19 protein-coding genes are annotated in these 19,489 nt (G+C 68.7%); 10 read left to right on the plus strand and 9 right to left on the minus strand.

The genetic code is table 11. The annotated features are described in order from the left end of the window. The first annotated feature begins 64 nt into the window (after positions 1-64). The 3 genes from OG947_RS01005 to OG947_RS01015 are packed head-to-tail and all read left to right on the plus strand — an operon-like array spanning position 65 to position 2,225. Positions 65-280 carry a hypothetical protein gene (locus OG947_RS01005; RefSeq protein WP_328812934.1) on the plus strand — a complete coding sequence of 72 codons (216 nt, stop codon included), beginning with the start codon at positions 65-67 and terminating at the stop codon, positions 278-280. After that, complete coding sequence (locus OG947_RS01010; RefSeq protein ID WP_307108850.1) at positions 277-1,038, plus strand: phosphatidylserine decarboxylase; 762 nt, start codon at positions 277-279, stop codon at positions 1,036-1,038. Before OG947_RS01005 ends, OG947_RS01010 begins: the two co-directional genes overlap by 4 nt. Continuing rightward, positions 1,035-2,225, plus strand: a complete 1,191-nt coding sequence (locus OG947_RS01015; protein ID WP_328812935.1) for a hypothetical protein — start codon at positions 1,035-1,037, stop codon at positions 2,223-2,225. The genes OG947_RS01010 and OG947_RS01015 overlap by 4 nt, the downstream gene beginning before the upstream one ends. A 7-nt stretch (positions 2,226-2,232) precedes the next feature. Here OG947_RS01015 and OG947_RS01020 read toward each other — a convergent pair whose 3' ends face one another. From OG947_RS01020 to OG947_RS01050, 7 genes are read right to left on the minus strand one after another with little or no spacing between them, the layout of a single operon-like run. Continuing rightward, the gene (locus OG947_RS01020) at positions 2,233-2,580 is read right to left on the minus strand and encodes a metal-sulfur cluster assembly factor (RefSeq protein ID WP_027505300.1); all 348 of its coding nucleotides are present in this window, start codon (positions 2,578-2,580) and stop codon (positions 2,233-2,235) included. Next, positions 2,577-3,047: a Fe-S cluster assembly sulfur transfer protein SufU gene (gene sufU, locus OG947_RS01025; RefSeq protein ID WP_328812937.1), complete on the minus strand. Its 471-nt coding sequence runs from the start codon at positions 3,045-3,047 to the stop codon at positions 2,577-2,579. Before sufU ends, OG947_RS01020 begins: the two co-directional genes overlap by 4 nt. Then, positions 3,044-4,312 carry a cysteine desulfurase gene (locus OG947_RS01030; RefSeq protein WP_222637585.1) on the minus strand — a complete coding sequence of 423 codons (1,269 nt, stop codon included), beginning with the start codon at positions 4,310-4,312 and terminating at the stop codon, positions 3,044-3,046. Before OG947_RS01030 ends, sufU begins: the two co-directional genes overlap by 4 nt. Next, positions 4,309-5,082, minus strand: a complete 774-nt coding sequence (gene sufC, locus OG947_RS01035; RefSeq protein WP_027505297.1) for a Fe-S cluster assembly ATPase SufC — start codon at positions 5,080-5,082, stop codon at positions 4,309-4,311. Before sufC ends, OG947_RS01030 begins: the two co-directional genes overlap by 4 nt. Before the next feature lie 47 nt (positions 5,083-5,129). Beyond that, positions 5,130-6,347: a Fe-S cluster assembly protein SufD gene (sufD, locus tag OG947_RS01040; RefSeq protein ID WP_222637586.1), complete on the minus strand. Its 1,218-nt coding sequence runs from the start codon at positions 6,345-6,347 to the stop codon at positions 5,130-5,132. Further along, positions 6,344-7,795, minus strand: coding sequence for a Fe-S cluster assembly protein SufB (sufB, locus tag OG947_RS01045; protein ID WP_027505295.1), 1,452 nt, complete (start codon positions 7,793-7,795; stop codon positions 6,344-6,346). The genes sufD and sufB overlap by 4 nt, the downstream gene beginning before the upstream one ends. Next, positions 7,792-8,706 carry a helix-turn-helix transcriptional regulator gene (locus tag OG947_RS01050; protein ID WP_328812938.1) on the minus strand — a complete coding sequence of 305 codons (915 nt, stop codon included), beginning with the start codon at positions 8,704-8,706 and terminating at the stop codon, positions 7,792-7,794. The genes sufB and OG947_RS01050 overlap by 4 nt, the downstream gene beginning before the upstream one ends. A 250-nt stretch (positions 8,707-8,956) precedes the next feature. On the opposite strand from OG947_RS01050, the gene mptB reads away from it, so the two are divergent. The 4 genes from mptB (at position 8,957) to OG947_RS01070 (ending at position 13,473) form a co-directional block, all read left to right on the plus strand. Continuing rightward, entirely contained in the window at positions 8,957-10,624 is a 1,668-nt protein-coding gene (gene mptB / locus OG947_RS01055) for a polyprenol phosphomannose-dependent alpha 1,6 mannosyltransferase MptB (protein ID WP_328813936.1), read from the plus strand. Beyond that, on the plus strand, positions 10,621-11,595 hold the full coding sequence (locus tag OG947_RS01060; protein ID WP_056444673.1) for an ABC transporter ATP-binding protein: 975 nt from the start codon (positions 10,621-10,623) through the stop codon (positions 11,593-11,595). The genes mptB and OG947_RS01060 overlap by 4 nt, the downstream gene beginning before the upstream one ends. Next, positions 11,592-12,392, plus strand: coding sequence for an ABC transporter permease (locus OG947_RS01065; protein WP_027505292.1), 801 nt, complete (start codon positions 11,592-11,594; stop codon positions 12,390-12,392). The genes OG947_RS01060 and OG947_RS01065 overlap by 4 nt, the downstream gene beginning before the upstream one ends. Positions 12,393-12,489: 97 nt before the next feature. Further along, the gene (locus OG947_RS01070) at positions 12,490-13,473 is read left to right on the plus strand and encodes a COX15/CtaA family protein (RefSeq protein WP_027505291.1); all 984 of its coding nucleotides are present in this window, start codon (positions 12,490-12,492) and stop codon (positions 13,471-13,473) included. Between the two features lie 10 nt (positions 13,474-13,483). Here OG947_RS01070 and OG947_RS01075 read toward each other — a convergent pair whose 3' ends face one another. After that, on the minus strand, positions 13,484-13,864 hold the full coding sequence (locus OG947_RS01075; protein WP_027505290.1) for a hypothetical protein: 381 nt from the start codon (positions 13,862-13,864) through the stop codon (positions 13,484-13,486). A 105-nt stretch (positions 13,865-13,969) separates the two neighbouring features. Here OG947_RS01075 and OG947_RS01080 point away from each other — a divergent pair, with 105 nt between their 5' ends. Beyond that, positions 13,970-14,935, plus strand: a complete 966-nt coding sequence (locus tag OG947_RS01080; RefSeq protein ID WP_027505289.1) for a quinone oxidoreductase family protein — start codon at positions 13,970-13,972, stop codon at positions 14,933-14,935. Positions 14,936-14,948: 13 nt separating this feature from the next. Here the strand turns inward: OG947_RS01080 and OG947_RS01085 are convergent, their stop codons facing one another. Further along, on the minus strand, positions 14,949-15,926 hold the full coding sequence (locus tag OG947_RS01085) for a heme o synthase (protein WP_056444679.1): 978 nt from the start codon (positions 15,924-15,926) through the stop codon (positions 14,949-14,951). Between the two features lie 337 nt (positions 15,927-16,263). On the opposite strand from OG947_RS01085, the gene tkt reads away from it, so the two are divergent. Both tkt and tal read left to right on the plus strand, forming a co-directional pair. After that, a complete protein-coding gene (gene tkt / locus OG947_RS01090; protein ID WP_027505287.1) occupies positions 16,264-18,363 on the plus strand; it encodes a transketolase in 2,100 nt (699 codons plus the stop codon). Between the two features lie 4 nt (positions 18,364-18,367). Beyond that, positions 18,368-19,489, plus strand: coding sequence for a transaldolase (gene tal, locus OG947_RS01095; RefSeq protein ID WP_328812939.1), 1,122 nt, complete (start codon positions 18,368-18,370; stop codon positions 19,487-19,489).

The raw sequence follows: 19,489 nt of genomic DNA on the forward strand, positions 1-19,489 counted from the left end.
GCAGAAGCGCACAGACACGCGACGTCCTCGGTCGTGCACGATGAGTCGCGTCCCGCCGCAACCGATGTTCCTGGAAACCGGCGCGAGGTACCGGGTCCGGGTGTTCCTCGGCGATTTCGTGAACTTCACCCTCGGGCTCGTCTACTACGTCGCCTGCGCGACCCTCGGAGTGCTCGCCGTCGCGATCGACGCCGTGCTGCGCACCCATCTCTACGACGCGTTCGTCGCACTGGTCGAGCGCATCGACCACGGTAAGGAGACGGCGGTGGAGCCGTCGTGACCAGAGCAGCCACCACCGCTGGAACCGTGGCTCTCGCCGCGCTCGTAGGCGGGTACTCGTACTGGCGCAGCGCCGCCTTCCTCCGTGATCCGGAGCGGTCGGTGCCCCCGGACCCGTCGTCCATCGTGTCGGCGGCCGACGGGTACATCACCTACGTCAAGCGTGTCGAGTCGGGCCAGATGCCGGTCGCCGTGAAGAAGCGGCGCACCATCCGGCTGTCCGAGTACGCCGGGATCGACTCCGACGCCAGCGGGTGGCTCGTCGGCACCTACATGACCGAGCACTCGGTCCACCGCAATCGCGCACCGATCGAGGGGGCGGTGGTGGTGCGTGAACACCGCGGCGCGGCGCCGTTCAACAGGTCGATGGCTCGCATGACGGCGAACCTGTTCCTGCACCGCACGCCCTACGACGAGGGGTGCGAGTACCTCCTGACCAACGAGCGGCTCACCATCGGTGTCCGGCACGCCGACGGTCCCACCGTCTTCGTCACGCAGATCGCCGATCTGTGGGTGGACCGGATCGTCGCCCACGTCGAGGTCGGTGAGAATCTCGCTCGCGGCGAGCAGTACGGCCTGATCCGCTTCGGGTCACAGTGCGACGTGTTCCTTCCCGACGCTCTGCTCGACGGCGACGTCCTGGTACGGCCGGGGCAGTACGTGTGGGCCGGTGAGTCGGTGCTCGCCCGGTCCGTCGTGCGGCCGGCACCGACGACCCGGAGCACGATGCAGAACGATCTCGAGGAGGCCCTCTCATGACCTCACGTACGGTCGGTCGGCCGGTCACGACCGCGGCCGTGACCATCACGGCGGTACGCACCCGTCGCGACTGGACGGCCTTCGCGAAAGTCCCGTTCGCGGTCTATCGGAACGACCCGAACTGGATCCCCGGCGACATCGCGGACGTGGGCTCGACGCTGCGTCGGCCGTCGGAGGAGACGCGGAGCCGGATGACGAGTCAGGCGTTCCTCGCGTATCGCGGTCGGCGGCTCGTGGGGCGGATCGCGGCCATCGCCGACCTGGTCTTCATCTCGCACTACGAGGAGCAGACCGCGTACTTCGGCTACTTCGAGTGCCTCGACGACCGGGAGGCCGCGCACGCTCTGCTCGACGCCGTGGCCGCCTGGGCTCGGGGGCGGTCGCTGAGCACCGTGGTGGGTCCGATGAGCCCGTCACTGCTGTGGAGCGCGGGAGTGCTGGTGCACGGCAACGACATTCCGCCGCTGGTCGGGATGCCCCACAATCCCCCGTTTTACGCCGATCTCCTCGAGTCGTGGGGCATGACCAGCATCAAGGAGTTCCACAGCTTCTATCACGACGACCCGCACACGCTCGTCCGGTCGCCGCCGTTCGCACGCAAGTACGCGATGGGCCAGAGGTGGAAGGCGCGGTCGTCCGTCGTCGTCCGGCCGATGAATCCGGCGACGTTCGACGAGGACGTGGCCAAGCTGCGCGTGCTCTACAACACCGCATTCGCGTCGTTCTGGGGATTCACGCCCGTGGAACCCGACGAACTCGATGCGCTCGTGGCGACCATGCGTCCGATCCTCGATCCCGAGATCGTGCTGTTCGCCGAACTCGACGGCGAGGTCGTCGGCTTCGTCATGGGGATCCCGGACGTGAACAAGGCGGCCCTCGGAGCGGTGCGCTCACGGTTCGGCATCGTGCGCGATCTCCACACGATCGCGCGGTGGCGGGGGCCCGGCGGACGCAGACACCGCACGCACGTGCGGCTCGACATGATGTTCGTGGACCCGAGCTGCCCCGACAAGGGCACCTCGGCACTGCTGATCTTCGAACTGTTCCAGCGCATCCACGACGGCGGGTACGCCTCCGTGGAAGCAGCCCCCGTGCTGGCGGACGGGGGCTGGTTCCACTCGGTGCGTTCGTCCTACCCGGTGGACCCGAGCAGGACGTACCGCATCTTCTCGCGTGAGATCGGGTGAGCCGGCTCTAGACGGTGAAGCCGAGCGCGCGCAGCTGCTCGCGGCCGTCGTCGGTGATCTTGTCCGGTCCCCACGGCGGCATCCAGACCCAGTTGATCTTGAGGTCCTCGGCCAGACCACTGCGCACCAGGGCGGTGCGGCTCTGGTCCTCGATGACGTCGGTCAACGGGCACGCCGCGGACGTCAGCGTCATGTCGAGGGTGACCACGGCTTCGTCGTCGATGGTGATTCCGTAGACCAGTCCGAGGTCGACGACGTTGATGCCGAGCTCGGGGTCGACGACGTCACGCATGGCCTCCTCGAGGTCTTCGATGACGGAATCGGGCGCCACTGCGCCGTTGTCGGTATCGGTCATGATCGTCCTCCACTGTTCGCGTGCTCGTCCTGCGTCTCCACAGTACGAACAACGGCGTCCTTGAATGCCATCCATCCGAGCAGCGCGCACTTCACGCGTGCCGGGTACTTCGCCACACCCGCGAAGGCGATGCCGTCGCCGATGACGGCCTCGTCCCCCTCGACGGTGCCGCGGCTGCCGACCATCGCCGAGAAGGCGTCCACCGTGAGAAGCGCGTCCTCGACGGAGAGTCCGACGACCTGGTCGGTCAGGACCGAGGTGGCCGCCTGACTGATGGAGCACCCCTGCCCGTCGTAGGACACGTCGGCCACGACACCGTCGGCGACGTTCACGCGCAACGTGACCTCGTCACCGCACGTGGGGTTGACGTGGTGCACCTCGGCGCCGAACGGCTCGCGGAGCCCACGACCGTGCGGGTGCTTGTAGTGATCGAGGATCACTTCCTGGTACATCTGTTCCATTCTCACGCGGCACCGCCGACGCCGAAGAACGACTGTGCCGTGCGGATCGCGTCGCGCAGCGCGTGCACTTCCTCCACCGTGTTGTAGACGGCGAACGAGGCACGGGCCGTCGCGGCCACGCCGAAACGACGGTGCAGCGGCCACGCGCAGTGATGCCCGACGCGGATGGCGACGCCCTCGTCGTCGAGGATCTGCCCCAGATCGTGCGCATGGATGCCGTCGACGACGAACGACACGGCTCCCCCGCGGTCCTGCGTGTCCGTGGGTCCGATGATGCGGAGCCCGTCGATGGTGGCGAGCTCCGACAGTGCGGCAGCAGTGAGCGTCTGTTCGTGCGCGGCGACGGCGTCCATCCCCAGCGCGTTCAGGTACTCCACGGCCGCACCCAGACCGACGACCTGCGACGTCATGGGCACACCGGCCTCGAACCGCTGCGGGGGCGGTGCGTAGGTGGTCTGTTCCATCGTCACGGTCTCGATCATCGACCCGCCGGTGATGAAGGGAGGCATGTCGGCCAGGAGCGCAGCCTTGCCGTACAGGACACCGACCCCGGACGGTCCGAGCATCTTGTGCCCGGAGAACGCCGCGAAGTCGACGTCGAGCGCGGAGACGTCCACCGGCATGTGCGGCACCGACTGGCAGGCGTCGAGGACGACCAGTGCGTCGACCGCCCGTGCACGACGGACGAGTTCCTCGGTGGGAGCCACCGCGCCCGTCACGTTGGACTGGTGGGTGAACGCGACCACGCGCGTGCGGTCGGTGAGCTCGAGCGAGTCGAGGTCGATCCGGCCGTCGTCGGTGACCCCGTACCACCGGAGCGTCGCACCGGTGCGACGTGAGAGCTCCTGCCACGGAACCAGATTCGCGTGGTGTTCGAGCTCGGTGATGACGATCTCGTCACCGGGACGCAGTGACCGCGCGAAGCGGTCGTCGCCGAGGACGTGCGTCACGAGGTTCAGCGACTCGGTGGCGTTCTTGGTGAACACGATCTCGTCCGCGCGGGCACCCACGAAGGCCGCGATGCCCGCGCGGGCACCCTCGTAGGCGTCCGTGGCCTCCTCGGCCAGCTGGTGGGCCCCGCGGTGCACGGCGGCGTTGCAGGTGGTGAGGAAGTGCCGCTCGGCATCGAGCACCTGCACCGGACGTTGAGACGTCGCGCCGGAGTCGAGGTACACGAGAGGCTTGTCGTCGCGCACGGTACGACCGAGGATCGGGAAGTCCTCCCGAAGCCTCGCGACGTCCAGGGTGCCGACCGACGCGACGGCCGTCATGCGCCCGCGGTGGTCTTCGTGAAGCGCTCGTATCCGTTGGCCTCGAGCTCGTCGGCCAGCTCGGGTCCACCGGACTCGACGATGCGGCCCGCGGAGAACACGTGCACGTGATCGGGCGTGATGTAGCGCAGGATGCGGGTGTAGTGCGTGATCAGGAGGATGCCGCCGTTCTCCCGCTCCTTGTAGCGGTTGACACCCTCCGAGACGACGCGCAGAGCATCGACGTCGAGGCCCGAGTCGGTCTCGTCGAGAATCGCGATCTTGGGCTTGAGCAGGCCCAGCTGCAGGATCTCGTGGCGCTTCTTCTCGCCGCCGGAGAAGCCTTCGTTGACGCTGCGCTCGGCGAAGGCCGGATCGATGTCGAGCTCGGTCATCGCCTCCTTGGCCTCCTTCACCCAGTGCCGCAGCTTCGGGGCCTCGCCGCGCACGGCGGTGGCCGCGGTGCGGAGGAAGTTGGACATGGAGACACCGGGAACCTCGACGGGGTACTGCATCGCGAGGAACAGGCCGGCGCGAGCACGCTCGTCCACGGACATCTCCTGCACGTCCTCACCGTCGAGCAGGATGGTGCCCGAGGTGACGCGGTACTTGGGATGGCCGGCGATCGCGTAGGAGAGCGTCGACTTGCCCGAGCCGTTGGGGCCCATGATGGCGTGCGTCTCGCCCGACGAGACCGTCAGATCGACGCCCTTCAGGATCTCGATCGGCTGCGCGGCGTCGTCGGTGTTCGCGACGTCGACGTGCAGATCGCGGATTTCGAGAGTGGACATGATGTTCCTTGCCTGTCTGTGAATCGGGAGAAGGTGGTCGCGAGGGGTCAGACGCCGGTGATGGCGAGTTCCGCCTCGACCGCGTCGGAGAGACGCTCACGGATGGACGCGACCGGGATCTTCGCGATGATGTCGTGGAAGAAGCCGCGCACGACGAGCTTGCGTGCCTGGTCCTCCGGGATGCCGCGAGCACGGAGGTAGAACAGCTGCTCGTCGTCGAAGCGACCCGTGGCACTCGCGTGACCGGCCCCGACGATCTCGCCGGTCTCGATCTCGAGGTTCGGGACGGAGTCCGCGCGCGCGCCGTCGGTGAGAATCAGGTTGCGGTTGAGCTCGAACGTGTCCGTGCCCTCCGCCTTCGCACCGATGACGACGTCGCCGACCCACACGGTGTGGGTGTCGGGCTTCTTCGACGCCGGGTCGCCCTGCAGGGCGCCCTTGTAGACCACGTTGGACTTGCAGTGCGGCGCGGTGTGGTTGACCAGCAGGCGCTGCTCGAGATGCTGACCGTCGTCCGCGAAGTACAGGCCCAGGAGCTCGGCGTCGCCACCCGGACCGGTGAAGTTCACCGTCGGTGTCAGGCGCACCAGATCGCCGCCGAGGCTGACCGACACGTAACGCAGGACGCTGTCGCGGCCCACCTTCGCGTGATGCGACGCGACGTGCACCGCGTCGTCGTCCCACTCCTGCAGCGCGACGACCGTGAGGTGTGCGCTGTCCGCGACGACGAACTCGACATTCTCGGCGTAGGTTCCGCTGCCGCGCTGCTCGAGCACGACGGTCGCCTTGGCGAACGCCTCGACGCGGATCTGGACGTGGCCGTAGGCGACGACGTCCGCTCCCGGACCGTCGACCGTCACGATCAGCGGATCCGCGAGCTCTGCCTCGGAGGCCACCGTGACGACGGTGGCCGAGTCGAAGGACGAGTACGCCTGGGCGGCGACCCGATCGGCCGGCGCACCCGCGGTGCCGAGCCGCGCGTCGTCACGACCGACGGTCTCGACGCGCACGGACTCGGGCGCATCGGTGACCGTCACGGTCGCGGAGCCCGTGGCCACGGCGGTGCCGTCATGGAGACCTCGCAGGCGCCGCAGCGGTGTGAAGCGCCAGATCTCGTCGCGGCCGGACGGCACCTCGAACGCGGCGACGTCGTAGGACGAGAACTGCGCGCCCTTGTTCGCGACGATCGCGCGCTTGTTCTCGGTGGCGGGGTTCTCGCCGGTGACGGCAGCCTTCACCCCGGTGTCGGTGTGGGGCAGGGTCATCCGACCGATCCCTCCATCTGCAGCTCGATCAGGCGGTTGAGCTCGAGGGCGTACTCCATCGGGAGTTCCTTGGCGATGGGCTCGACGAAGCCGCGCACCACCATGGCCATCGCCTCGTCCTCGGTCATGCCGCGGCTCATCAGGTAGAACAGCTGATCGTCGCTGACCTTGGAGACGGTGGCCTCGTGGCCCATCGTCACGTCGTCCTCGCGGATGTCGACGTACGGGTAGGTGTCGCTGCGGCTGATCTGATCGACCAGGAGTGCGTCGCACTTGACGGTCGACTTCGACCCGTGCGCGCCCTTGTTGATCTGGATCAGGCCGCGGTACGACGCCCGGCCGCCGCCGCGAGCGACGGACTTGCTCACGATGTTGGAGGACGTGTTCGGCGCGAGGTGGAGCATCTTCGAGCCGGTGTCCTGGTGCTGGCCCTCGCCGGCGAACGCCACCGACAGAACCTCGCCCTTGGCGTGCTCACCGGTCATCCACACGGCCGGGTACTTCATCGTGACCTTCGAGCCGATGTTGCCGTCGATCCACTCCATCGTCGCGCCGGCCTCGGCCTTCGCGCGCTTGGTGACGAGGTTGTAGACGTTGTTCGACCAGTTCTGGATGGTGGTGTAGCGGCACCGACCACCCTTCTTCACGATGATCTCGACGACCGCCGAGTGCAGCGAGTCGGACTTGTAGATCGGGGCGGTGCAGCCCTCGACGTAGTGCACGTACGCACCCTCGTCGACGATGATGAGCGTCCGCTCGAACTGACCCATGTTCTCGGTGTTGATGCGGAAGTAGGCCTGCAGCGGGATGTCGACGTGGACGCCCGGCGGCACGTAGATGAAGGACCCACCGGACCACACCGCGGTGTTCAGCGCGGAGAACTTGTTGTCGCCGGCCGGGATCACCGAGCCGAAGTACTCCTGGAACAGCTCCGGGTGCTCACGCAGACCCGAGTCGGTGTCCAGGAAGATGACGCCCTGCTCCTCGAGATCCTCGCGGATCGAGTGGTAGACGACCTCGGACTCGTACTGAGCGGCGACACCCGACACGAGGCGCTGCTTCTCCGCCTCCGGGATGCCGAGGCGGTCGTACGTGTTCTTGATGTCGGCGGGCAGATCGTCCCACGTGGCGGCCTGCTTCTCGCTGGACCGCACGAAGTACTTGATGTTGTCGAAGTCGATGCCGTCGAGGTTCGAGCCCCAGTTCGGCATGGGCTTGCGCTCGAACGTGCGCAGCGCCTTGAGGCGTGCCTCGAGCATCCACTCGGGCTCGCTCTTCTTGTCGGAGATGTCGCGGACGACGGCGTCGCTGATGCCGCGCTTGGCGCTCGCACCGGCGACGTCGGAGTCGGACCAGCCGTATCCGTAGGTCCCGAGAGACGCGATGGTCTCGTCCTGCGTGAGTGTCGCGGGCACCGTGGGGGTCACCTGGTCTGGTGTGACGGTCATGCGGGCTCCTTCCGGAGACGATCGAGCGGGCTGTTCGGGCTGGAGCTGGTGGTACGGGCCGAATCGAGAGCTGTGCGGTCGTGGTGGACCGTGCCGCTGTCGGCAGCATCACTCGGTGCAACGCCGACATCGTCGTCGGTATTGCCTGATTCGGGAGTCGAGAGTGTGCGAAGGGGCACATGGGTGGTGCACGCGCAGTCGCCGTTGGCGATGGTGGCGAGGCGCTGCACGTGCGTTCCGAGCAGATCGGCGAACGCCTCGCGCTCGGCGGTGCACAGCTCGGGGAACTCGGCCGCGACGTGCGAGACCGGGCAGTGGTGCTGGCAGATCTGCACCCCGTTGCCGACCGGGCGGGTGGAGGCGGCGAAGCCGGACTCGGTCAGCGCCTCGGCGATGGCGTCGGCCGTCTCGGAGACGGACTGCTGCGAGGACGTGTCGGCAGGCTCGACGTCGCCCACGATGGACTGGATGCGTCGGCGGGCGAACGTGCGCACCGCGTCGTCGCCGCCGATCTCCCGTAGGTGCCGCATGGCCGCACCCGCGAGATCGTCGTACGAGTGGCCGAGTCGAGAGCGTCCGTGCGCGGTCAGGGAGAACAGCTTCGCTGGGCGGCCGCGGGTACGTGCGCCGGGACGCGAGGTCATCGTGACGCGCGCGTCGCCCGCGTCGATGAGAGCATCGAGGTGGCGCCGCACGCCGGCAGCGCTGATGCCCAGACGGGACCCGACCTGGGTGGCGCTGATCGGACCCTCCTCGAGCAGGAGCGTCACGACGGACGACCGCGTGCGACCCTCCGACGTTGCCGAGCCCGATGTTGCCGAGCCAGATCCCGAAGCCGGGGTGACGGTGACCGACGCGACGTCGGCGCGGGCGCTGACGCGCTCGCCGGAACGTTCGGTAGTCGTTTTCACAACACCAGTGTGACCGAATTACCGGAGAGGTTCCAGCAAGGGCACCCTGGGTAGCAGGGCCGATGCCGCGGCGACGTTCGTGATCGGCTCCGGTGTCGATACGCTCCGTTCTGTGCCCGCACCTGCCGACGACTCCGTGCCCTCCGCGCCGGTGACACCGACCGACGCCTCGGCGTCCCTCGCGGGCGGCACCGACGACGTGGTCACGGCGGGTGCGACGGAGCCGAGCCGCTCCGGTACGGCCGCGCGGATGCGGGCGACGGCCCGTCGAGCGACGCGTCGGGTGCTGGGGATCGAGGGGTCTCCGCGCAGCGACCGCGTCGCGTTTCTGCACGACAACGAGCCCGAGCGCCCCGAACTGAACGCCGCCGAGGTGCGCGATCTCACACGGATCCGCCGCTTCGGTGCCATCGGCGCCGCGATGATGGCCCTCGGTGCACTGGGCGCCGGCGCACAACCGGTTCTCCAGAACCCGGTGCAGGGTGTCCGCGTGCTCGGGCTCTTCGCTCGCGCGCTCCCCGCCGCACTCACCATCACGATGATCGGCACCGCCGTCGTGGTGCTCGCATGGCTGCTCCTCGGCCGCCTCGCCGTGGGATCTTTCGGCGCGCACTCGTCGCCGCGCCGGATGTCTCGCTCCCAGCTGGACCGCACGCTCGCGCTGTGGATCGTGCCGCTGTGCGTCGCGCCACCGATGTTCAGCAAGGACGTCTACTCGTACCTGGCGCAGAGCGAGATCACGGCCCGCGGACTCGATCCGTACGCCATCGGTCCGCAGGCGGCACTCGGCGTCGACCATGTGCTCACCAGGACCGTGCCGACCATCTGGCGCGACACCCCGGCGCCCTACGGACCGTTCTTCCTGTGGATCGGTCGGGGCATCACCGCGCTCACCGGTGACGACATCGTCGCCGGGATCTTCCTGCATCGCATCGTCGCGCTGATCGGCGTCGCGCTCATCGTGTGGGCTCTCCCCCGCCTCGCCGCCCGGTGCGGAGTGTCCAGCGTGGCGGCGCTGTGGCTCGGTGCCGCCAATCCGCTCCTGCTCTTCCACCTCGTCGCCGGGATCCACAACGAGGCCGCAATGCTGGGCCTGATGCTCGCGGGGCTCGAACTCTCGTTCCGTGCGGTCGAGTCCGCGGCATCACTGCGGGGCCGTACCGGCGTGCTGCTGCTCGCCGGCGCGGCGGTCATCGCCCTGTCCGCGACGATCAAGATCCCGTCGGTGCTCGCGCTCGGATTCGTGGGCATGGCCCTGGCCCGTCGATGGGGTGGTCGGCCCCGCGACGTCGCCGCCGCCGCCGCCCTGCTCGGCGCGGTGACCGTCGCAGTAGTCCTGGGCGTCAGCGCCGCGAGCGGGCTCGGATTCGGCTGGCTGGACACCCTGGGCACGGCCAACGCCGTGCGCAGCTGGATGTCGTTGCCCACACTGCTCGGCCTCGCCACGGGAGGCGCCGGCGTCCTCCTCGGCATCGGCGACCACACCACTGCCGTGCTGTCACTCACCCGCCCGATCGCCTCCCTGGTGGCCGCGCTGATCATCGTGCGCATGCTGGTGTCGGTCCTGCTGGGTCGGCTCCACCCCATCGGAGCCCTCGGCGTGTCGCTCGGGGCACTCGTGCTGCTCTTCCCCGTGGTCCAGCCCTGGTACCTGCTGTGGGCCGTCACCCCGCTGGCCGCCTGGGCCACCCGACCGGCGTTCCGGGTGCCGGTGATCGTCTTCTCCGCGTTCGTCTCGCTGATCGTCATGCCGACCGGCGGTGAGGTCCAGCCCTTCGTCATCGTCCAGGCGGCGGTGGCGACAGTCCTGACGATCGCCGTGCTGTACGCCTCGACGAGGCGACTGCTGCCCTGGCGGGCACGCGACGGGGCGGCGGCGCCGGACCGTCCGTCGGACGCCTACGCTGGATCATCGTGACCGCCCGACCTGTCCCTCCGCCCACGGCGTCCGATGCCGGGACGCCGACGGACTCTCCGGCGGTGTCGCTCCGCGGTGTGGTCAAGCACTTCGGTGACGTCGCGGCCGTCGACGGACTCGACATCGAGCTGCAGCGCGGCCGGGTGCTCGCACTCCTCGGTCCCAACGGGGCCGGCAAGACCACCACCGTCGAGATGTGCGAGGGCTTCCACACGCCCGACTCCGGTGAGGTCCGCGTCCTGGGGCTCGATCCCATCGTCGACTCCGACCGTCTCAAGCCGCGGATCGGGGTCATGCTCCAGGGCGGCGGCGCCTACCCCGGCTCGCGTGCGGGCGAGATGCTCGACCTCGTCGCCGCGTACTCGGCCGACCCGCTCGATCCCGCGTGGCTCCTCGGACAGTTGGGGCTCACCGATGCCGTCCGCACGCCGTACCGACGACTCTCCGGCGGTCAGCAACAACGCCTCTCGCTGGCCTGTGCGCTGGTCGGCCGCCCCGAGCTCGTGTTCCTCGACGAGCCGACCGCCGGGCTCGACGCACAGGCCCGGCTCCTCGTGTGGGACCTCGTCGAGGCGCTGCGGCGCGACGGCGTGAGCATCCTGCTGACCACCCACCTCATGGACGAGGCCGAGCACCTCGCGGACGACCTCGTGATCATCGACCACGGCCAGGTCGTCGCCTCGGGGACGCCCACCGAGCTCACCCGTCGGGGCGCCGAGGGCCAGTTGCGCTTCTCCGCACCCTCCGGTCTCGACCTGTCGTTGCTGCAGATGGTGCTGCCCGAGGGGTTCGATCCGGTCGAGAGTTCGCCGGGCTCGTATCTGCTCGAGGGGACCATCGACCCCCAGGTGCTCGCGACGGTGACCTCGTGGTGTGCTCGACTGAACGTGCTGGCCACCGATCTCCGTGTGGAGCAGCGCAGCCTCGAGGACGTCTTCCTCGACCTCACGGGGCGGGAACTGAGAGGGTGAGCGTGACATCACGGTCCGAACGTGCGTCCGACCGATTCGCACCGGGGACGTTCACACCGGATCCCCGGCCCGCACCGCGCCGCCGCATGCTGCTGGCGCAGAGCCGCCTCGAACTACTCCTGCTCTTGCGCAACGGTGAGCAGCTGCTGCTGACGATGTTCATCCCGGTGACGTTGCTCATCGGCCTCACGCTGCTGCCGTTCGGCGACTTCGGCACCGAGCGCGTCGGCACCGTCGTACCCGCCGTGATGACCGTCGCGGTGATGTCGACCGCGTTCACCGGCCAGGCCATCGCCGTCGGCTTCGACCGGCGCTACGGCGCTCTCAAGAGACTCGGCGCCACCGCTCTGCCGAAGTGGGGCGCGATCGCCGGGAAGTCGATCGCCGTCCTCCTCGTGGTCGTGCTGCAGTCGGTACTGCTCGGCGCCATCGGCCTCGCCCTCGGGTGGCGTCCGACTCCCGGCGGACTCGTGCTGGGCGCGCTGGTGATCGCTCTGGGCACCGTCACCTTCGCCACGATGGGCCTCCTGCTCGGCGGGACGCTGCGGGCCGAGATCGTGCTCGCCCTCGCCAACATCGCGTGGTTCGTGATGCTAGGAATCGGCAGCGTGGTGTTCGCGAACGAGGCACTTCCCGGCGGCGTCCGCATGATCGCGCGACTGATCCCGTCGGGCGCGATGGCGGAGACGCTCGAGCAGGCCGTCGTGGGACGAGCCGATCTGTTCGGCATCCTGGTCCTCGTCGTGTGGGCGGCGATCTGCGGCTTCTGGGCGACCCGCAAGTTCTCGTTCACCTGACACCGAAGCCGCAGTCCGACCACCCGAAGCCGCAGGCCGACTACCCCGGGCCGCAGGCCAACTACGCAGCGTAGGAGATGCCGTCTACCATCGACGTGTGCTCTCCCGTGCGTACTTCTCCGTGGTCGACCGCCTCCCGGTCCCCTCCGTTCGCGTCCAGCGAATCATCGCGTTCGTCGTGATCCTGACGCAGGGCGGTATCTCGGTGACGGGCGCCGTGGTCCGGGTGACGGGCTCCGGGCTCGGGTGCCCCACGTGGCCGCAGTGTTTCCCCGGCAGCTTCACGCCCGTCGGCGTGTCCGAGGTGCCCGTCCTGCACCAGGCGGTCGAGTTCGGCAACCGCATGCTCACCTTCGCCGTGGTCCTCACCGCGGCTGCCATCGTACTGGCGGTGACACGGGCACGGCGCCGCCGCGAGGTGGTCGTCTACGCGTGGCTCATGCCTGCGGGCACGGTGCTGCAGGCCGGCGTCGGCGGCATCACGGTGCTCACCGGGCTGCTGTGGTGGACCGTGGCGGTGCACCTCGTGATCTCGATGCTGATGGTCTGGCTCGCGACGTTGCTGTTCCACAAGATCGGTGAGAAGGACGAGGGCGTCTCGGTACCCGCCGTGCCCGCGCCGCTGCGGTGGTTGACCGTGCTGTCTGCGGTCCTTCTCGCCGGAGTTCTGGTGGCGGGCACCATGGTCACCGGCGCGGGACCGCATGCCGGTGACGCGGACGTGGCTCGGCTCGAGGTGGAGATCGTCACGCTGGTGCACCTGCACGCCGAACTTCTGGTGGGGTACCTGGCGCTGCTGGTGGGGCTCACGTTCGCCGTCTACGCCGTCAGTCCGTCCGGAGCCTCGGCCATCAAGAAGCGTCTGCAGGTGGTCATCGCGATCGTCGTCGCCCAGGCGTGCGTCGGCATCGTCCAGTACTTCACCGACGTCCCTGCGGCCCTCGTGGCCGTCCACGTCGCCGGTGCTGCCGCGGCCACGGCCGCCACGGCCGCTCTCTGGGTGTCTCTGCGGGAGCGGGAGACCGTGCCGGCAGCCGAGGACACCGACGTGACCTCGCCGCGGCTGGCCCGCGCGGACTGATCGGACGCGGTCAGAGACCGTTGCGCGCCTTCGGGAAACGCGACTGACGCGCCACCCATCCCGCCATCTGCGCGAAGTGACCCTTGCGCGGGGTGACGATGCTCGTCAGCTCGCGGTCCCAGTCACCGAGGGTCACGGAGTCGAGCGAGTCCACCACCGCGTGCGCGATGCGGAGATTGCCGGCGACCCGGTCCCCCAGGATCCCGTCGGCACCGACCAGGGTCATGCGGACACCGGCGCGGCCGAGCGGCTGCAACACCACCGTCGCGGACCCGCCGTGCGCTGCGACGAACGACTCGATCGAGGACACCAGGTTCGACGGCGGGGCCGCCGTCTCGGTGCTCTGCCCGGAGTCACCCTTGGGTGCGTTCTCGATGCTCTCGGTGCTCATGATCGTGAGAATACCCGGTCCGTCCCACGCGTCCCTACTGGCCGGTAACTCAGCGGTGGGTCCGTCCCGCCCCCGCTGTCGCGGGCGCGGTGGCAGACTTTTCCCATGCGCGCTGTACTCGTGACCAGAACCGGCGGACCCGACGTCCTCGACGTGACCGACGTCCCCGATCCGGTACCCGGCCCGGCCGATCTCCTGGTCCGGGTCCAGGCCTCCGGGATCAACTACATCGACACGTACTTCCGCAGCGGGTCCTACCCGCGGGAGCTGCCGTACGTCCCGGGCGACGAGGGCACCGGCGTCGTCGAGCAGGTGGGCTCGGAGGTGTCCGGGTTCTCGGTCGGCGACCGCGTCGCATGGGCCGCAGCGCCCGGGAGCTACGCCGAACTCGTGCGGGTCCCGGCCGCCTCTGCCATCGCGGTGCCGGCGGGTGTGGATCCCCCTCAGGCGGCATCCGTGCTGCTCCAGGGCATGACGGCGCACTATCTGATCGAGTCGACGTACCCCGTGCGGTCCGGCGACGTGGTGCTGGTGCATGCCGGCGCGGGCGGAGTCGGGCTGATTCTCACGCAGCTCGTCACGGCGAAGGGCGCGACGGTGATCACCACCGTGTCCACCGACGAGAAGGAGGCGTTGTCGCGCGAAGCAGGCGCGACTCACGTTCTCCGCTACGACGACGACATCCCGTCACGCGTGCGCGACATCACCGACGGTGTCGGCGTCGCGGCGGTGTACGACGGCGTCGGTGCCTCGACGTTCGACGCGAGCCTCGAGAGCGTGCGCATCCGCGGGACAGTGGCCCTCTTCGGTGCCGCGAGCGGGCCGGTACCGCCGGTGGACCCGCAGCGCCTCAACAAGGCCGGCTCGGTGTTCCTGACCCGCCCCACCCTCGCGCATCACATCCGCGACCGGGCAGAGCTGGAATGGCGCGGCGGAGACGTGGTGCGCGCGCTGGCGGACGGAACCCTGACGGTCCGAGTCGAGCATCGCTATCCGCTCGAGCAGGCCCGGCAGGCGCACATCGACCTGGAGAGCCGGCGGACGGCGGGATCGATCGTGCTGGAACCCTGACGCGGAGCGGATGTCAGGAGAAGAAGTCGGAGACCGTGGACATCCCGAGCACGGAGTCGACGGCGAGACCGATGAAGACGACCGCGAGGTAGTTGTTCGACTGCAGGAACAGGCGCAGCGGCTTTACGGCCTCGCCGCGTCGCACGCCCGAGTAGAGCTGGTGCGCCATGAGGAGGAACCAGGCACCCGCCGCCAGGGCGACCGCGGCATAGACGACACCGGCCGCCGGGATCAGCGCAGCCGTGGCCGCAACCGTCGCCCAGGTGTAGAGGACGATCTGCCGGGTGACGACCTGTTCGGTGGCGACGACGGGCAGCATGGGCACGCCCGCCGCCTTGTAGTCGTCCTTGTAGCGCATGGCCAGGGCCCACGTGTGGGGCGGAGTCCAGAAGAAGATGACGAGGAACAGGACGATCGCCTGCCACCCGACGGTCCCGGTCACGGCGGACCATCCGACGAGTGCGGGCATGCATCCCGCGGCACCGCCCCAGACCACGTTCTGCGAGGTCCGGCGCTTGAGCACCATCGTGTAGACGAGGACGTAGAACAGAATCGTCGCGACGACCAGGATCCCACTGAGGAGGTTCGCCGCCCACCAGAGCCAGAGGAAGGATCCGACTCCGAGGAGCGCGCCGAAGACGAAGGCGTGCGACGTCGGCACGGCCTCGCGGGCCAGGGGCCGCCGCGCGGTGCGCTTCATGACCTTGTCGATGTCCGCGTCGACGACGCAGTTCAGCGTGTTGGCGCTGGCGGCACCCATCCACCCGCCGAACAGTGTGGCGAACAACAGCGGGAGGTTCACCGTGCCGCGGTCCGCGAGAAGCATCGTGGGGATGGTCGCGACCAGGAGGAGTTCGATCACGCGCGGTTTCGTCAGCGCGATGTAGGCGGCGGGTTTGGCCGTCAGCCGGCCGAGTCTCGACGTGGGAGCGGTCGACACGTCCCGGGTCGGACTGTCGGTGAACCCGTGTCCGCTCGGGCTCTGCCGCATACCCACTCGAATCTCCCTCTCGCACCGTCCGCTCCACCACCCGGCCCAGTTACCGAGCGGAATGGTGCTACTACAAGCGATGGTAGACGCCGCCTGTGTCATCACCCCAATCGGCGGGTAGTCGAATGGTTCGGGCGTCGTGTGACGGATCGGCGGCGGACCACCCGTCGCGGAACCAGCGAGGCGTCCCGGACGGAACTAGGCTCGACCGTGAACCGGGTATCCCCGACCGACCCGCCGGGGAACTAGGCTCATCACGCGCGGAGCGGCGACGAGTGCGCCGCGTCCGTGCACTACTGGCCACCCCCACCCCGACAGTGTCAGGAGATCTCCACCCGTGTCGATCACAGACGACATCACCGTTCTCACCAGCGCTCACCATCCGAGCGACTGGACCGATCTGGACACACGGGCGGTGGACACTGTGCGTGTTCTCGCTGCCGACGCGGTGCAGAAGGTCGGCAACGGCCACCCCGGAACCGCCATGAGCCTCGCTCCCCTGGCGTACTCGCTCTTCCAGCGCACGATGCGCCACGATCCCACGGACACCACGTGGATCGGCCGCGATCGCTTCGTGCTCTCGTGCGGCCACTCGAGCCTCACGCTGTACATCCAGCTCTACCTGGGCGGCTTCGGCCTCGAGCTCGCCGATCTCGAGGCGCTGCGCACGTTCAAGTCGAAGACTCCCGGCCACCCGGAGTTCCGCCACACCAAGGGCGTCGAGATCACCACCGGCCCGCTCGGTCAGGGCCTGGCCTCGGCCGTCGGCATGGCCATGGCGTCGCGCCGTGAGCGTGGACTCTTCGATCCCGAGCCCGCATGGGGCGACAGCCCGTTCGATCACTACGTCTACGTCATCGCGTCCGACGGCGACATCGAGGAGGGCATCACCTCCGAGGCGTCCTCACTCGCCGGCACGCAGCAGCTCGGCAACCTGATCCTGTTCTACGACGACAACAAGATCTCCATCGAGCACTCCACCGACATCGCGCTGTCCGAGGACACCGCCAAGCGCTACGAGGCGTACGGCTGGCACGTGCAGGTCGTGGAGGGCGGCGAGAACGTCACCGCCATCGAGGAGGCGGTCGAGGCGGCCAAGGCCGTCACCGACAAGCCCTCGATCATCGTGCTGCGCACCATCATCGGCTTCCCGGCCCCCACGATGATGAACACCGGTGCCGTCCACGGTGCCGCTCTGGGTGACGACGAGGTCGCCGCCGTGAAGAAGGCGCTCGGCTTCGATCCCGAGAAGACGTTCGAGGTCACCGACGAGGTCATCGAGCACACCCGCGGCCTGCAGGCGCGTGGCCGCGCGGCGCACGAGGCGTGGAGCAAGGACTTCGACGCGTGGAGCGAGCGCGAGCCCGACCGTCGCCGCCTGCTGGACCGTCTGACCGAGGGCACGCTGCCCGACGGATGGACCGACGTCCTCCCCACCTGGGAGCCGGGCGGCAAGGCCATCGCGACGCGCGCCGCGTCCGGTGAGGTCCTCAGTGCCGTCGGCCCGGTCCTGCCGGAGCTGTGGGGCGGCTCCGCCGACCTCGCCGGCAGCAACAACACCACCATGAAGGGCGCCAAGTCCTTCGGCCCGACGTCGATCTCCACCGACGACTGGGACGCCGAGCCCTACGGCCGCACGCTGCACTTCGGTATCCGCGAGCACGCGATGGGCGCGATCCTGTCCGGCATCGTCATGCACGGACCGACGCGTGCGTACGGCGGCACCTTCATGCAGTTCAGTGACTACATGCGTCCCGCGGTGCGCCTCGCGTCCCTCATGGACATCGATCCCATCTACGTCTGGACCCACGACTCCGTCGGTCTCGGCGAGGACGGCCCGACGCACCAGCCGGTCGAACACCTCGCGGCGCTGCGCGCGATCCCGAACCTCTCTGTCGTGCGCCCCGGCGATGCGAACGAGACCGCCCACGCCTGGCGCGCGGTGCTCGCGCGCTCGTCGAGCAGCGGACCCGTCGGCCTCGCGCTCACCCGTCAGGGCATCCCGATTCTCGACGGCACCAGCTACGAGGGTGTCTCCAAGGGCGGGTACGTCCTGGTCGAGTCGTCCAAGGCCGCACCCGACGTGATCATCGTCGCGACCGGTTCCGAGGTGCAGTACGCCGTGGAGGCACAGAAGCTTCTCGAGGCGCAGGACATCGCGGCGCGCGTCGTCTCGATGCCGTGTGTCGAGTGGTTCGAGAGCCAGGACCAGAACTACCGCGACCAGGTCCTTCCGCCCACCGTGAAGGCCCGTGTCTCCATCGAGGCCGGCATCGCGATGCCCTGGTACAAGATCGTCGGCGGCTTCGGCGAGATCATCTCGCTCGAGCACTTCGGCGAGTCCGCGGACGCGGCGACGCTCTTCCGCGAGTACGGCTTCACGGCCGAGGCCGTCGTGGCCGCAGCTCAGCGCTCCATCACCAACGTGAAGGGATGACAGCATGACTCAGAACCAGAATCTCGCAGACCTGTCCGCCGCCGGAGTCTCGGTCTGGCTGGACGACCTCTCCCGTGACCGGATCTCCTCGGGCAACCTGAAGGACCTGATCGACTCCAAGTCGGTCGTCGGCGTCACCACGAACCCGTCGATCTTCCAGGCCGCCCTGTCGAAGGGCACCTCGTACGACGAGCAGGTGAACGAGCTCGCCGCTCGCGGTGCCGACGTCGATTCCGTCATCCGCACGGTCACCACCGACGACGTCCGCAATGCGTGCGACGTGCTCGCACCGGTGTACGAGGCGACCAACGGAGTCGACGGACGGGTGTCCATCGAGGTCGATCCCCGCCTGGCCCATGACACCGACAAGACGGTCGCGCAGGCGATCGAGCTGTGGAAGATCGTCGACCGGCCCAACGTCCTGATCAAGATCCCCGCCACCGAGGCCGGCATCCCCGCCATCGCCAAGGTCATCGGCGAGGGCATCAGCGTCAACGTCACGCTCATCTTCTCGGTCGAGCGCTACGAGGCCGTCATGAACGCCTACCTCGAGGGACTCGAGTCGGCGAAGGCCGCGGGCCACGACCTGTCGTCGATCCACTCGGTCGCGTCGTTCTTCGTCTCGCGCGTCGACACCGAGATCGACAAGCGTCTCGACGCCATCGGAACACCGGAGGCGACCGACCTGAAGGGTAAGGCCGCACTGTCCAACGCACGCCTCGCGTACGTCGCCTACCAGCAGGTGTTCGAGATCGGGTCGCGTTTCCAAGGCATGCTGACCGACAACGCCCGGCCGCAGCGCCCGCTCTGGGCCTCCACCGGAGTGAAGGACCCGACCCTGCCCGACACGCTGTACGTGTCCGAGCTGGTCGCCCCGAACACCGTCAACACCATGCCCGAGAAGACGATGGACGCCTTCGCCGACCACGGCGAGGTCACCGGCGACACCATCACGGGCAAGGGTCAGGAGTCGCAGGCCGTCTTCGACGCCATCAGTGCACTGGGTATCGACCTGACCGACGTCTTCCTCGTGCTCGAGAACGAGGGCGTCCAGAAGTTCGAGGCGTCGTGGGGCGAACTGCTCGACGCCACCTCCGAGCAACTCTCCGCCGCGTCGAAGAGCTGA

It is taken from the genome of Rhodococcus sp. NBC_00297 (assembly GCF_036173065.1).
Lineage (GTDB): Bacteria > Actinomycetota > Actinomycetes > Mycobacteriales > Mycobacteriaceae > Rhodococcoides.